Source organism: Thalassovita taeanensis (genome assembly GCF_900110775.1).
Classification (GTDB): Bacteria; Pseudomonadota; Alphaproteobacteria; order Rhodobacterales; family Rhodobacteraceae; genus Litorimicrobium; species Litorimicrobium taeanense.
Window position 1 is genome coordinate 223,051 of sequence record NZ_FOEP01000006.1, and the last position, 13,820, is coordinate 236,870.

13 protein-coding genes are annotated in these 13,820 nt (G+C 64.0%); 5 read left to right on the top strand and 8 right to left on the bottom strand.

Translation table 11 applies throughout. The features are described from left to right. Positions 1-8: 8 nt before the first annotated feature. The 7 genes from BSF79_RS10775 to BSF79_RS10805 form a co-directional block, all read right to left on the bottom strand. On the bottom strand, positions 9-689 hold the full coding sequence (locus BSF79_RS10775; protein WP_090269898.1) for an orotate phosphoribosyltransferase: 681 nt from the start codon (positions 687-689) through the stop codon (positions 9-11). A gap of 115 nt (positions 690-804) precedes the next feature. Continuing rightward, positions 805-1,848, bottom strand: a complete 1,044-nt coding sequence (gene pyrC / locus BSF79_RS10780; protein ID WP_090269899.1) for a dihydroorotase — start codon at positions 1,846-1,848, stop codon at positions 805-807. A 54-nt stretch (positions 1,849-1,902) separates the two neighbouring features. Next, positions 1,903-2,862, bottom strand: a complete 960-nt coding sequence (locus tag BSF79_RS10785) for a phosphoadenosine phosphosulfate reductase (RefSeq protein ID WP_090269900.1) — start codon at positions 2,860-2,862, stop codon at positions 1,903-1,905. Positions 2,863-2,964: 102 nt separating this feature from the next. Further along, entirely contained in the window at positions 2,965-4,014 is a 1,050-nt protein-coding gene (locus BSF79_RS10790) for a glycosyltransferase family 2 protein (protein ID WP_090269901.1), read from the bottom strand. Positions 4,015-4,023: 9 nt separating this feature from the next. After that, positions 4,024-6,399, bottom strand: coding sequence for a glycosyltransferase family 2 protein (locus tag BSF79_RS10795; RefSeq protein ID WP_090269902.1), 2,376 nt, complete (start codon positions 6,397-6,399; stop codon positions 4,024-4,026). Continuing rightward, positions 6,399-7,043 carry a sulfotransferase family protein gene (locus BSF79_RS10800; RefSeq protein WP_090269903.1) on the bottom strand — a complete coding sequence of 215 codons (645 nt, stop codon included), beginning with the start codon at positions 7,041-7,043 and terminating at the stop codon, positions 6,399-6,401. The genes BSF79_RS10795 and BSF79_RS10800 overlap by 1 nt, the downstream gene beginning before the upstream one ends. After that, positions 7,040-8,071, bottom strand: a complete 1,032-nt coding sequence (locus BSF79_RS10805; RefSeq protein WP_090269904.1) for a glycosyltransferase family 2 protein — start codon at positions 8,069-8,071, stop codon at positions 7,040-7,042. The genes BSF79_RS10800 and BSF79_RS10805 overlap by 4 nt, the downstream gene beginning before the upstream one ends. A 351-nt stretch (positions 8,072-8,422) precedes the next feature. Here BSF79_RS10805 and BSF79_RS10810 point away from each other — a divergent pair, with 351 nt between their 5' ends. The 4 genes from BSF79_RS10810 to BSF79_RS10825 all read left to right on the top strand — a co-directional run bounded on the left by BSF79_RS10810 (position 8,423) and on the right by BSF79_RS10825 (position 12,712). Beyond that, positions 8,423-9,331, top strand: a complete 909-nt coding sequence (locus tag BSF79_RS10810; protein WP_090269905.1) for an AAA family ATPase — start codon at positions 8,423-8,425, stop codon at positions 9,329-9,331. A gap of 1 nt (position 9,332) precedes the next feature. After that, a complete protein-coding gene (locus BSF79_RS10815; RefSeq protein WP_090269906.1) occupies positions 9,333-10,595 on the top strand; it encodes a vWA domain-containing protein in 1,263 nt (420 codons plus the stop codon). A 126-nt stretch (positions 10,596-10,721) separates the two neighbouring features. Then, positions 10,722-11,687: an XdhC family protein gene (locus tag BSF79_RS10820; protein WP_090269907.1), complete on the top strand. Its 966-nt coding sequence runs from the start codon at positions 10,722-10,724 to the stop codon at positions 11,685-11,687. Then, the gene (locus BSF79_RS10825) at positions 11,684-12,712 is read left to right on the top strand and encodes a molybdopterin-binding protein (RefSeq protein ID WP_090269908.1); all 1,029 of its coding nucleotides are present in this window, start codon (positions 11,684-11,686) and stop codon (positions 12,710-12,712) included. Before BSF79_RS10820 ends, BSF79_RS10825 begins: the two co-directional genes overlap by 4 nt. Positions 12,713-12,716: 4 nt before the next feature. On the opposite strand, the gene BSF79_RS10830 is transcribed toward BSF79_RS10825, so the two are convergent. Then, positions 12,717-13,190: a flavodoxin family protein gene (locus tag BSF79_RS10830; protein ID WP_090269909.1), complete on the bottom strand. Its 474-nt coding sequence runs from the start codon at positions 13,188-13,190 to the stop codon at positions 12,717-12,719. Positions 13,191-13,352: 162 nt separating this feature from the next. On the opposite strand from BSF79_RS10830, the gene BSF79_RS10835 reads away from it, so the two are divergent. Continuing rightward, positions 13,353-13,820: (2Fe-2S)-binding protein (locus BSF79_RS10835; RefSeq protein WP_090269931.1), on the top strand; the 468-nt coding region annotated here is incomplete at its 3' end.

Here is a 13,820-nt window from a genome sequence, read left to right on the forward strand (position 1 = left end):
CGAAGGGATCAGCCCTTTTTGTGGGCATCCTGCCAGGGGCGCGGCGCCATCAGAAAGGCTTCGACCTCTTTCAGCGTGTGCGCATCGAACGCGCCCGAATCCTTGGCTTCGGCCAGCACATCCCACCATGTGCACAGGTGGTGCAGCTGAATCCCATGATCGCCCAGGGTCTTTTTCGTGTCCGGGAAAATGCCGTAATAGAAGATCACCGCCGTATGCCCGCAGGTGGCGCCGGTTTCGCGAATCGCATCGACAAAGCTCAGCTTGCTGCCGCCATCGGTGGTCAGATCCTCGACCAGCAGAACCCGCTCGCCCTCGCTCATCATGCCTTCGATACGGGCGTTGCGACCATAGCCTTTGGGTTTTTTACGCACATAGGTCATCGGCAGGGCCATCCGTTCGGCAACCAGCGCGGCAAAGGGAATACCCGCCGTTTCGCCGCCGGCGATATTGTCAAACGCCTCGAAGCCCGCGTTGCGCATCACGGTGACGGTCAGGAAATCCATCAGCGTGCTGCGGATGCGCGGATAGGAAATCAGCTTGCGACAATCGATATAGGTCGGGCTGGGCAGGCCGCTGGCCAGGGTAAACGGCTCGTCCGCATTGAAATGCACGGCCTTGATTTCCAGCAGCATCCGCGCGGTCAGGCGGGCGATTTCGGCTTGGTCGGGGAAGGAGGAGGGGATCATGGGATGTCCTTTTGCGGGCAGGGCCGTTGGGTTTCACATTTTCCAAATATCCCCGCCGGAGGCCTCTGCCCAAAAGGTCTGGCACGTCCGGCGGGAGGATTTGGACAGGGTGCAATCAGGGCTGCACCTGCCAGTGAACGGGGAAACCGGGGTCGAAGACGGTTACGGGGCCGTCGTCGGTGGCGATCTTGGTGGGAAAGGTCACGGGCGCGTCGGATTTGGTCAGCGTCAGCGTGGCGGTGTTCACCGGCAAGCGGTAAAAGCCGGGGCCGTTGCGAGAGGCGAACCCCTCCAGCTTGTCCAGCGCGCCCATTTCGTCGAACACATGCGCCAGCAGGGCCATGGTGTTGGTCGCGGTGAAACAGCCGGCGCAGCCGCAGGCCATTTCCTTGTTTGCATCGGTGTGCGGGGCGCTGTCAGTGCCCAGAAAGAACCGCGCATCGCCCGAGGTGGCCGCGGCGCGCAGGGCCAAACGGTGGCTTTCGCGCTTGGCGACGGGCAGGCAATAATAATGCGGCTTGATCCCGCCCACCAGGATGTGATTGCGGTTGATGATCAGGTGGTGGGTGGTGATCGTCGCACCAAGGTCTGCGGCGTTGGCCTGAACATACTCTACCCCGTTTGAGGTGGTGATATGTTCCATCACCACGCGCAGGCCGGGTGTGGCGCGGCGCACCGGGTCAAGCACGCGGTCGATGAACACGGCCTCGCGGTCGAAGATATCCACGTCGGGGTCTGTCACCTCGCCGTGCACGCACAGCGGCAGGCCGATTTCGGCCATCTTCTCAAGCACCGGGCGGACGGTGTCGAAATTTGTCACGCCCGAGGCAGAGTTGGTGGTGGCCCCGGCGGGGTAAAGCTTGACCGCCTTGACCAGACCCGAGGCATGCGCGGCGGCCACATCGGCGGGGTCGGTCTGTTCGGTCAGATAGAGCGTCATCAGCGGGTCGAACTGCATCCCCTCGGGCAGCGCCGCAAGGATCCGGTCGCGATATGCGGCGGCTTGTGCAGCGGTCACCACGGGCGGCACCAGATTGGGCATGATGATGGCGCGGGCGAAGTGGCGGGCGGTTTCGGGCAGGACAGCGCCCAGCATCGCGCCGTCGCGCAGATGCAGGTGCCAGTCATCGGGCCGGGGGATGGTGATGGATGTGCTCATGCCCCGCGATTACACAATCGCGGGGCTTTGGGCCAGTGGGCTATTGCGCAAAAATCAGCTGCGGGCGGGCGGAATGTCGATCTTGCCTTCGGCTGCGGCCTTTTCAAGCGCGTCCAGGCGGCGACGAATGCGCGGGGCGTTCATCCGCGCCAGCACATTGCGGCACAGTATCGTGGCCAGATAGGGGCGGTCGGCCACATCCAGCCGCGCCAGCAACCCGCGCAGGTAAGAGGGGTGCTCGCGCCGGGCGCGGAACAGCTTGGCGAAGTCGGCGGCGGTGAATTTTCCCTCGCCAACGCGGGCCAGAAGTGGAAACAGGATTTCCATCGCCAGCAGTTCCGATTGCAGCGCGTCGCCCATGTTGGGCATCCGCAGCTTGGTCACGTTGGGGCGGGTGAACAAGGCGGCGTGCATGGCGTCCAGATCCTCGGTCGGATCATAAAGCACAAACGCCTGATCGGCGGCGTCCAGCATATCGGGGGCATAGCCGAAGCGATCGGTGAAAGAGGTGCGGCGCATTTCGATAAAGCGGTCGTCCCATTCGGTGACGCGCGGATCCAGCGTGGCCTGCGGTTGCACCGCCACGACGGTGGCACCGGGGGCGGCGACGGAAAACGCCGATGCCGCATAGCCGCAGGGACCGGCGCCGTAGAACACAACGCGCTCGAATTCCTCGAAGAAGCCATCGTCGATCAGGCGGTCGAAAAACCCATAGACATGCGAATCACGGAACCAGGTGTCGCCGTCGCTGATCACGCTGAGGTGCGACCAGCCAAAGGCGCGCGCAAGATCCCAGCCCAGAGGCTGAGCGGTTTCCGACAGGGCCTGAATGCCCTGGATCGTTTCGAACGTGACCAGAAGAATCGGCTTCTCGTCAATGTAGCCGGCGCAATGACGCTCGCCCAAAGGCTGAAAAAAGCCGGTTTCTTCGGTGATCTGCTCCAACTTCTTCAACCACGCGGCTTTTTTCAGGCCATTCAGCGGGGTATCCAAAGGGTTCGGCGCGTCCAGCATGCCAGTATTTCCTCATATGCTCCGCATTCGGGCGGATGTCAGTTGAGTAAAATCTAGGCGCGCATTGGGGCGAAATTGCGGAAAATCCTAGGGCATTCTGGGCTAGTCCGGGTCAGAATTGCGGCCCAGATTGGCGTGATGCACCAGATAGCGCGCGGCCCGCTGCGACACGGGGCGCGTGGGTGGGGTCATCAGCAAGCGGCCAAAAAGCGCCCGGAAAGGTTCGCGTTTCAGCAGGGTTTCGAACCGTGATTTGCGCCAGGTGACGGCCTGTTGGTGCAGGTCCGACAGCTGGGGATCGGCCTTCAGCCGGTCCAGTTCGGCCTGCATCTGCGGGGCGAGGCGCTGCACGGTGCGGTCGTCGTCGGTGGAGAAATTACGCTCGACCCAGTAATCGAGGTCCAGCATGTGATCGGAATGCACCGCGCGGCCACGGTCGGCCTTGAGCACATAGGTTTCCATCGCGCCCAGCGGATAGTGGTTGAGCTGCACCAGCGCGTGATTGGGGCGGCCGTAGGGGGAAAAGATCCGGTTGGTGGCGAATTTGCGGTCCAGCGCGCGGCCTTCGCCATCGAACCAGCGGGCATTCTCCAGCCGGTCCTTGTTGGGGCTGCGCGGGCGGTGCACGCCCAGTTTGGCGTAGGTGCCATCGTTGCGGTAGAGCGTCTTGAACATCGACGCGCGCCAAGGCCAATAAAGCACGTTGGGTGCCGCGCGGGTGAAGGTCTGGGTGACGGGCCGATCCTCGTACCGGATCGCACCGGCGTTGCCGAACAGCCGCCAGGTCAGGGTGATTGCAGTGGCATCGGGCAGGGCGGCCAGCAGCGCGGGCAGGGTGTGATCGCCGGTGTGGATATTGACGAACTCATCAACATCCAGCGGCAGAATCCAATCGGCCTGTTGCACCGGGGCCATGTCGGCGGCGGCTTTGAGCGCGGTGAACTGGATGCCGCCCTTGGCATAGGGGCCATCGTTGCGCACGTGGGTCACAAGCCCCATCGCGTCCAGCCGGTCCAGCATGGTATCGGTGCCGTCCTGACAGTCATTGGAAAACACCAGAAAGTCGGTGAAGCCAACGGCGCGGTGATGCGCAAGCCATTCCAGCAGGAAGGCCGCTTCGTTCCGCACGGTAAGGACAGCGAGGAATTTCAATGCCTTGCCCTAGCTTTCCATATCCAGCGCCAGTGCATAGGCGACGCGCTCTGTCTCGTTGAGTTTGAGCTTCAGGGCCTGGTCGTACAGTTCCTGAAACTCGGGGTTCTGGTGCAGTTCATCGGCCTTGGCGCGGTGCCAGTCCAGCCCGCTTTGGTGCCACTGGCGCAGGGTGTCGTCGGCCATCAGCCGGTCATATTCGGCGCGCAGGCGGGGAGTGTTGCGCTGAATGGTGAGGTCTTTGAAGTCGCACCAATCCATGCGGATCCAGTAGTTCAGCCCGATCGAGCGATCCACATGCAGCGCGCGGCCCCGCTGACGTTTGATCAGAAAGCTTTCGGCGCTGCGCAGGGCATAGTGGTTGAGTTGCAGCAGGTCATAGCCGATGGATTTCTTCGAACTGCGCCAGCCGTTGTCGGCGGCCTCTTTGGTCATGTCCTGACCCGATCCGTTGACCCATTTCACCCGTTTGCGGAATTTTTCATCCAGCTTGTTGGGGCGGTGACAGCTGATCTTCTCGTAGGCGCCGATGTTGCGGAACATGGTCTTGAAACCCCAGACTGTGTGGGGCTTGGGGCAGAATTTCGGTGCGCAGGTGTCGAACTGATCAACGACAAAATCATCGGACAGGTCGGTCACGCCGTTGTGCCCAAACAGCCGCCAGGTCATCGCCACGTTGGTGGCATCGGGTGTGTGGGCAAAGAAATCGGCCAGCGTGCCGTTGCCGGTGCGGACGTTCATGAACTCGTCCACGTCGATATGGATGATCCATTCGGCGTTGATCAGCACGGGTTCTTTCTGCGCCTGATTGAGCGCGTATTGCTGCGGCGAGTTGCCTTTCCAGTTGTCGTTGTTGCGGTGTTGCAGCACGCCCATTTCCTGAAGCCGGTCAAGGATTTCGGTCGTGCCGTCCTCGCAACCGTTGGTGTAGATCAGGAAGTTGTCGACGCCGATGGCGCGGTGATAGGCGACCCATTCGATAATATAGGGCGCTTCGTTCTTCATGCAGCCAACGATAACGTTGCCGGAATTGCCCGGCGGCAGGTCGCGCGGGGCAACGGGGGTATAGGCGGGGCCGGGCTGATCTTCGTCGCTGGGGCCGATCCGGTTGTGCGGACGGAAGGACGAGGTTTTGAGCTTTTCGTAATTCTGCATCGCCAGCGGTGTCATGAGCGCGCTGGCTTGCGCCACGGCGGCTTGGGGCGCGGGGACAGGGGCGGGCGCCGAACCTTCTGCGGGCGTGTCATTCAGCCGGGCGATATCGGCGGCCTTGGTCTTGCGCGCGTCGTTGGTGGCCTTGTCGATGCGCCACAGGAACGCCAACAGGTATTGCGTGGGGCGAAAGCCGCGGGTCGGGTCGGCCTCGGTCCACGCGGGGCGGGCGCGGTCGCGTTTCAGGCAGGCTTCGGTCAGGGCGGGGTGGGCCTTGCGCAGATCCTTGTTCGCCGTCTCAAAGGTTTTGGACACTGCAACAAGGCTGCCGGGGGGGATGGGATCGCCGGGCACGGCAATTTCGCCGATGAATTTACGCCACAGCTGGCGCGGCAGCAGCCGGTCCGAGGTGCTGAGCACCTTGAGCAGCAGCTCGTTCATCTGCCGCCCGCGGGCCAGCCATGCGGCTGAGGGTTGTTGCGGCGGCGTGTCGGGGCTGGCGCGGCCAAGGGTGTCTTCGATACCGAAGGCGGCGCGGATTTCATCGGTGGCGGCCTCCGAATAAAACAGCGTCTCGTCATAGGGGCGCAGGGCAACGGTGCCGGGGCCGAAGACCTGTTCCCATTCCTGCACCATGCGGGGGTAGTCCAGCCAGAAGGCCGGGCATTGGGTTTCAAGGAACTGGCCGTTTTGCGGCACAATTTTATGCGCGTCCAACAGGGCGTCATCCCACCAGTCGGCGGTGCCCGCCATCTCAAGCTCGACCTCAAGCGAGGTGGCGCGGCCTTCCATCAGCTGTGCGGCATAGTGGCGAGCCAGAAGGCGGCCCTGTTCGTCAATATGGGCGACGATGCGAATGTCATCCGACAGCGGCGCCAGCAGCGCCTTGAGCCGCTGGATCTCGGACGGGCGGGCAAGCGAGGCGCCAAGCTGACTGCACGACAAGATCATTGTGTGCGGCGTGGTCGCGGCAACATCACGGGCCAGCGCCTGTGCGACCTCGGCATAAAGCCCGGCCTGTTTGTCGCCGGTGATGAAGCCGCGATTGAAGCGCAGCGGGTCGATGTGATCGGGGTCGGTGACGGCCATGAACAGCCGGGTGTGGTTGCGCGGGCCAAGCGCGCGGGGAAACAGGATGCCTTTGCCCGCCAGCTGTTCGCGCTTGTCGGCCATGACCCGTTGCAGGCGGTCGGCACCGACATGCTCCATCCCGATATGAATATAGATCCGCATCAGACGGCCCCGGCTGTGATTGCTTGGGCGGTACGGTTGCGATTGGCCTTGCCCCACCATGTCAGGGGCACGCCGATATGGGCGCTGATCTTGGTTGCCGCGTCGCTGTCACTCACATCATACTCCAGAAAATCACTGTCATCACGGAAAAGCTGGCGCAGATGGGCATAGTGCGCCTTGATCCATTGCACCCGCTCGAGCGTGGTTTGGCCAAAGCCCTTTGGCAGACCGGGGATGGAGTTGTTGGGCAGGCGTTCAATGCCCAGATTGGACCAGCGCAGCATGCTGTCGGACAGCTGCCGTGGATCGCGCGACGAGGCAAGAAATTTGGTGCCCGGATGGTGGCGGCGGATGGCATCAATCAGGCCCCAATCCATCTGCGGCCACAGCGACAGCCCCTCGCGTAAGACATTGATTTCAGTGAAGGCATCGAAGCCCTCAAGCGCGGAAAGCGGATCGCCAGTATGGAAATAACCATCATAAAGGACCTGCCCGACAAAGGCCTGATGCAGGCTGGCGTCATCGGTCTGGCGGCGGCGGATACGGTAATCGGCCACCTTCAGACCGGCCAGTTTCAGCGCGCGGGCCAGCGTGGTCGTGCCGGATTTCGGCAGGCCCAGATTAACAACGCGCAGGCGGGTCATATGCTCAGCCCCAGCTTGGCCAGAAGCGCCTCTTCCTGCGGGGGGAGTTTGCTGGCGCCGCGCAGGTGGTCGCGCATGTCCTGATAGGCAGGTTGCGCCAGCAATTCATCGCGTTTGGCCAGATGCAGGCGGACGGTGTCGGCGTGCAGGGCGGCGATCTCGGGGTCGGATTTCAGATCGGCCAGCGCGGTTTCCAGCGCGGGCAGGTAGCGCTGGATGCTGAGATCGGTCCAGGCGGGATCGTTACGCTCGCGCCAGTAAGTATCATCAAACGCACGGTTTTCACGGTTCACATCACCGCGGTCGTTCTTGACGAGATAGCTGTCGAGCGAGCGCAGGGCGTAGTGATTGAGCGTGGCAAGCTCGCGGGCGCCTTGGGCGGGGAACTTGCGGATGCGGCGGGGGTTGGCGGCGACGAGGAATTTGTGCTGCACCGGGTTGCCGGAGCCATCGGTCCAGCTTGGGCGGCGTTTTTGCGGCAGTTTGGCTTTGAAAAACGGCCGGTGGGCGCCGTAGTAGTGCAGGGGAAAGTCGTTGCGGACCAATGACTTGACCTCGATCGCGGATTCGCCGCACCACAGGTCGGGATTGTGCGAGCGGGTGAACTGGGCGATGACGGGGCGGTCTTCGAAGGCTTCGATATCGTCATTGGCAAAAAACTGGAAATTGACCGAGATCGCCTGCGGATTGCCACAGGCGTTAACCAAGGCGGGGATGGTGTGATCGCCGGTGTGGATGTTGAGGAATTCATCGACATCCGCGACCCAGACCCAATCGGCATTCTGCACGATATCCTGCTTGGCGGCATCCTGAAGCGCCTCCATCTGATAGTTGCGGCCTTGGGCGGGGTTGGGCAGGTGGCGCAGGTGGCCGCGCGCGGCGAGCGCATCCAGCAGCCGGTCGGTGCCGTCGGTGCAATCGTTTGAATAAAAAAGGAAATCTGTGACGCCGATCAGGCGGTTGAAGGCGATCCATTCCAGCAGGAAAGGGCCTTCGTTCTTCACGCAGGTGACGGCGGTTACGCGCATGGCGCCGCCTCCGTCTGGTCCGGTTGTGTCCGTTGCATCGTTTCTGCCCGCCGCTGGCTTTGGGAGGTGGAACCCCCAGTGTAGCCGTTTGTTCTTTTCCAAAACCATGACATTTCGGTGTGAAATCGTCAATGTTTGCAGTGGTTTTTTCTAAAATGGAAACAATCAAAACCGGGTTTTGCACGGGCTTTCGGTAACGCGTCGGTATTGCGTCGGTATTACGTCGGTATTTGCACAGGGAGGATGGCGAGCGACAATGGCAAGGGGCGATGGAGCGCCGGGGGGTGCTACGTTGGTCGAGCTTGACCCCACCCGCGTGGCGGTGCCTGTTTGGCGCGAGGGAGGTACATCATGGTGCAGGTGAGTTCGATTGACGAGGTGCAGCAGCGGCTGGAGGGGCAGGATTATGTCTGTGACAGGGCGCTGGCGACGGTGGTGTTTCTAGCGCTGAAACTGGGGCGGCCTTTGTTTCTGGAGGGCGAAGCGGGCACCGGCAAGACCGAGATTGCCAAGGCGATTGCCGCGGCTTTGGGGCGGCGGCTGATCCGGTTGCAATGCTATGAGGGCCTGGACGCGGCAAGCGCGGTCTATGACTGGAACTTTGCCGCGCAGATGATCGCCATTCGCACGGCCGAGGCCGCAGGCGGCGCGGACCGGGATGCGCTGAAATCCGAGCTGTTCACTGAGGAGTATCTGATCGAGCGGCCCCTGTTGCAGGCAATGCGGCCACAGGTGGGCGGCGCGCCGGTGTTGTTGATTGACGAGATCGACCGCACCGACGAGCCGTTCGAGGCGTTTCTGCTGGAGGCGCTGAGCGATTTTCAGGTGACGATCCCTGAGTTGGGCACGATCCGCGCGCCCGAGCCGCCGATTGTGATCCTGACCTCGAACCGGACGCGCGAGGTGCATGATGCGCTGAAGCGGCGGTGTCTGTACCACTGGGTCGATTACCCGAATTTCGAGCGCGAGCTGGAGATTTTGCACGCGCGGGCGCCCGAGGCAGCAGAGGCATTGAGCCGCGAGGTGGTGGCCTTTGTGCAGCGGCTGCGCACCGAGGATCTGTTCAAGAAACCCGGTGTGGCGGAGACGATTGATTGGGCCAAGTGTTTGCTGGCACTGGATGTGATAGATCTGAGCCCCGAGGTGATCGCCGATACGCTGGGCGCGATCCTGAAGTATCAGGATGATATTGCGCGGTTGCAGGGCTCAGAGGCGAAGCGGCTGCTGGATGAGGCCAAGGCGGGGTTGGAGCCCGCGTAGGATGGTGGAGCTGCCTGATCTGGAACTGCCGGACGATCCGAAGCTGACGCATAACATCGTGCATTTCGCGCGGGCGCTGCGCAAGGCGGGGCTGCCGGTCGGGCCGGGGCGGGTGATTGATGCCATTCGCGCGGTCGAGGCGGCGGGGTTCACCGACAAGCGTGATTTCTATTGGACGCTGCACGCGTGTTTCGTGAACCGGCCCGAGCACCGGGCGGTGTTTGGCCAGATTTTCCGGCTGTATTGGCGTGATCCGCGGTTCATGGAGCATATGATGGCGATGCTGCTGCCCTCGATCCGCGGGGTGCAGGAGGAACGCCGGGCGCGGGCAGCGGAGAAGCGGGCGGCGGAGGCGTTGCTGGACGGGGTGGAGCGCGATCTGCCGGAGGGGGCGGAGCGCGAGGAAGAGACGATGATCGAGGTCGATGCCTCGATGACCATGTCCAGCGAGGAGCGGCTGAGGACGCTGGACTTTGAGCAGATGAGCACGGCGGAGGTGGCCGAGGCCAAGCGGATGCTGGCGCGGCTGAGCCTGCCGGTGAAGCCGATCCCGTCACGGCGGGGGCAGGCAAGTCTGATCGGCAGTCGGGTGGATTGGCGGCGCACCATGCGGCAGTCGATGCGGCGCGGCGGCGAGGTGCACGGCATTGCGCTGCAGGCGCCAAAGCCGCGGTGGCCAAATCTGGTGGTGCTGTGCGATATTTCCGGCTCGATGAGCCAATACAGTCGGATGGTTTTGCATTTTCTGCATGCGGTGGCGAATGAGAAGGGGGCGGGGTGGGCCAAGGTGCATGCCTTCACCTTTGGCACGCGGCTGACGAATATCACCCGGCATCTGGCAACGCGGGATGTGGATCAGGCGCTGAAGGCCGCGGGGGCGCAGGCGCAGGACTGGGAAGGCGGCACGCGGATTGGCGATTGTCTGCATGCGTTCAACCGCGACTGGTCACGGCGGGTCATGGGGCAGGGCGCGGTGGTGTTGCTGATCACCGATGGGTTGGACCGGGGGGATGCGGGCGCGCTGGGCCGCGAGATCGAGCGGTTGCATCTGTCGTCGCGGCGGCTGATCTGGTTGAACCCTTTGTTGCGCTGGGACGGGTTTGCGCCCAAGGCGCGTGGGATTGCCGCAATGCTGCCGCATGTGGATGCGTTCCGGGCGGGGCATTCGATTGCCACGCTGGAGGAATTGGCGCTGGTCATCAGCCAGGTCGGGGACAGTGGCGAGAAGGCGCGGTTGATGGCGGCGCTTCAGTCGGGGGTCTGAGGCGCGGGGTAGGGGGATGCGTATTTGCGTGCGCCCCATTGCATCGGCGGTGAAAACTGGCGCCAATGGCGGGGCGGTGGCGCGGTGCCGCGCCGGGTCGGAACACAGAGCAGAGCGAGGAGCATCATGGACAGGTTTGACACGATCCCCGAGGTGGCGCTGGGCTGGCACCAAGAGGGCAAGGGCGCGGTTCTGGCCACGGTGGTGGAGACGTGGGGCAGTGCGCCGCGCCGGGTGGGCAGTCAGCTGGCGATCTCGGGCGCGGGCGGTATCGAGGGGTCGGTCTCGGGCGGGTGCGTCGAGGGCGCGGTGGTGGTCGAGGCGCTGGAGGCGCTGGAGGACGGAAAGCCGCGGTTGCTGGAATACGGTGTCAGCGACGGCGATGCCTTCGCGGTTGGGCTGGCCTGTGGCGGCACGATCCGGGTTTTGGTCGAACCGGTGGGTGCCGTGATGCCCGTGCCGGTGCTGGAGGCGCTGGTGGCGGCACGCGCGGCGCGGCGGCAGGTGGCCTATGTTGCGGATCTGCAGAGCGGCGCGCGATCACTGGCGACTGAGGGCTACGACGAGCGGTTTCGCATGGATCGCTCAGGCTTCGAGGGCGAGGGGCAGGTGTTTGTGGCCATTCACAATCCGCCGTTGCGGATGATCATCGTGGGGGCCGTGCATATTGCGCAGGCGTTGGTGCCGATGGCGCGGATTGTGGGGTATGACCCGGTGGTGATCGACCCGCGCGACAGTTTCGGCTCGGCCGCGCGATTCCCCGGTGAGGTGGTGCTGAACGACTGGCCCGACGAGGCGGTCGACGCGCTGGGGCTGGATGGGCGCACGGCGCTGGTGCTGCTGACGCATGACCCCAAGCTGGACGATCCGGCGCTGGAGGCGGCGCTGGGCTCGGGGGCGTTTTATATCGGGGCGCTGGGATCGACCCGGACCCATGCCAAACGGGTGGCTCGTTTGCAGGACAAGGGATTTACCGACCAGCAGATTGCGCGCATTCACGGCCCGGTGGGGTTGGACATCGGCGCTGCAAGCCCGGCAGAGATCGCGCTGTCGGTGCTGGCGCAATGCACAATGGTCTTGAGGCGCGGATGAAGTTTGGTGCTGTTCCAGTAGCCGAGGCCGAAGGGGCCATTCTGGCGCATTCCGTCGATCTGGGGGGGCGGCGGCTGCGCAAGGGCGTGGTGCTGCACCCGGCGGACCTGATGGCGCTGCGCGAATCGGGCCACGATCAGGTGACCGTGGCGCGGCTGGACCCTGGCGATCTGCATGAGGATGCGGCGGCAGAGGCATTGGCGCGCGCGCTGGTGCCTGATCCGGGGGCGGCGGGGCTGCGGCTGAGCAAGGCGTTCACGGGGCGGGTGAATATTCTGGCGGACGGACCGGGGGTGGTGACGATGAAGCGCGACCGATTGGTGGCGCTGAACGCGGTGGACCCGATGATCACGCTGGCCACGGTGCCCGAGTTTCAGCAGATGGGTGCCGGTGGCATGGTCGCCACGGTCAAGATCATCTCATATGGCGTGGCGGCGGCGGACGTGGCGCGGGCCTGTGCGCTGGGCGACGGCGCGCTGCGGCTGGCGCAGCCGGTTCTGCGCAGTGCGTCGCTGATCATTACTGAAATTCCCGGCGGTGCGGGCGACAAGGGGCGCGAGGCGATTGCCGCACGGGTGACGGCGCTGGGCATGGAGCTGAGCGAGGTGCTGAGCTGTCGCCACGAGGAAGCCGCGCTGGCGCAGGCTGTGGCACGGGCGCGGGGCGATCTGGTGCTGATCCTGACAGGCTCGGCCACGTCGGATGCTCAGGATGTGGGGCCGCGCGCGCTGCGGCAGGCGGGCGGCGTGGTCGAGCGGTTCGGGATGCCGGTCGATCCGGGGAACCTGTTGTTTCTGGGGGCTTTGGGGGTGCGGCCGGTGATCGGCTTGCCGGGGTGCGCGCGTGCGCCCGCACTGAACGGGGCCGATTGGGTTCTGTCGCGCGTGGCCTGCGGGGTTGCCGTGACCGGGGCGGATATTGCGGCGATGGGGGTGGGTGGCCTGCTGAAGGAAATTCCGACGCGCCCGATGCCACGCGGCGGGTTGAGCGCGGCGCGGCGAGCCGAGCGGGGCGCCGCAGGCTGAGCCGTCAGAGCCGCAGATCCTGCACGAATGTTTCGATCTGCGGCGCGATTTCCCCCTTGTTCACCTGTCCTGCGGTCAGGATCAGGGTCGCCTCGGGCGGGGTGCCCAGTTGGGTCTGCATCTCGGCCAGCACCTTTTCGGCGCCGCTGCCGCCTTGGGTGACAAACCCGGCATAGCGGCGAATGTCGGGCTTGGCCGTATGCAGCCAACTGCGAACCGGCGCGCACAGGTGCCCGGCCCACGTCGGGCTGCCGATCAGCACCAGATCATAATCTTCTGCGCGGCGGGTTGGCGGGGTAAGCTGCACGTGGCGCTGTTTCAGCGCCTCCCATGCGGAGCGCAGGTAGCCCGCGATGCCGGTGCGCGCGCGGGGTTCGCGCAACTCTTCGATATCGGCGCCCAGCCGTGTGGCCAGCGCCTGTGCCACGGCGCGTGTTGTGCCGCTGCGCGAAAAATAGAGGATCAGGATGCGTGTCATATAAACAGAATGACACAGGCCGCAGTGTGTGACTTTGACCGAAATCAAGCCGGTGTCTGAAAGGTCCGCGCGGGTTTGTGACCCGATGGCCCCTTTTCAGTCTGTCAGTCGCGTGGTTAACTTCGCCAACAGCCAGGGAAAGCACCAAGCCGGGAGAGCAAGATGGCACGAATTTCGATGACAGTGAACGGGGCGCCGGTTTCGGGGGAAATCGAGGGGCGCACGCTTCTGGTGCAGTTTCTGCGCGAGGGGCTGGAGCTGACGGGGACGCATGTTGGCTGCGACACCAGCCAATGCGGCGCCTGCGTTGTGCATGTTGACGGGGTTGCGGTGAAATCCTGCACGATGTTCGCAGCCGAGGCCGAGGGGGCCGAGGTTTCGACGATCGAGGGGCAGGCGGCGGCGGACGGCACGCTGTCGACGTTGCAGCAGGCGTTTCAGGATTATCACGGGCTTCAGTGCGGGTTCTGCACGCCGGGCATGGTGATGTCGGCGGCGGCGCTGTTGAAGGTCAACCCGAAGCCGTCCGAGACCGAGGTGCGCGACCACCTTGAGGGCAATATCTGCCGCTGCACCGGGTATCACAACATCGTGCGCGCGATCATGGCAGCAAGCGGGCAGGCGGTTCCG

Bases quoted from the DNA above. Each gene is read 5' to 3' on its own strand.
- BSF79_RS10775 (WP_090269898.1), bottom strand. From the start codon at position 689: ATGATCCCCTCCTCCTTCCCCGACCAAGCCGAAATCGCCCGCCTGACC.
- pyrC (WP_090269899.1), bottom strand. From the start codon at position 1,848: ATGAGCACATCCATCACCATCCCCCGGCCCGATGACTGGCACCTGCAT.
- BSF79_RS10785 (WP_090269900.1), bottom strand. From the start codon at position 2,862: ATGCTGGACGCGCCGAACCCTTTGGATACCCCGCTGAATGGCCTGAAA.
- BSF79_RS10795 (WP_090269902.1), bottom strand. From the start codon at position 6,399: ATGCGGATCTATATTCATATCGGGATGGAGCATGTCGGTGCCGACCGC.
- BSF79_RS10800 (WP_090269903.1), bottom strand. From the start codon at position 7,043: ATGACCCGCCTGCGCGTTGTTAATCTGGGCCTGCCGAAATCCGGCACG.
- BSF79_RS10805 (WP_090269904.1), bottom strand. From the start codon at position 8,071: ATGCGCGTAACCGCCGTCACCTGCGTGAAGAACGAAGGCCCTTTCCTG.
- BSF79_RS10810 (WP_090269905.1), top strand. From the start codon at position 8,423: ATGGTGCAGGTGAGTTCGATTGACGAGGTGCAGCAGCGGCTGGAGGGG.
- BSF79_RS10815 (WP_090269906.1), top strand. From the start codon at position 9,333: ATGGTGGAGCTGCCTGATCTGGAACTGCCGGACGATCCGAAGCTGACG.
- BSF79_RS10820 (WP_090269907.1), top strand. From the start codon at position 10,722: ATGGACAGGTTTGACACGATCCCCGAGGTGGCGCTGGGCTGGCACCAA.
- BSF79_RS10825 (WP_090269908.1), top strand. From the start codon at position 11,684: ATGAAGTTTGGTGCTGTTCCAGTAGCCGAGGCCGAAGGGGCCATTCTG.
- BSF79_RS10830 (WP_090269909.1), bottom strand. From the start codon at position 13,190: ATGACACGCATCCTGATCCTCTATTTTTCGCGCAGCGGCACAACACGC.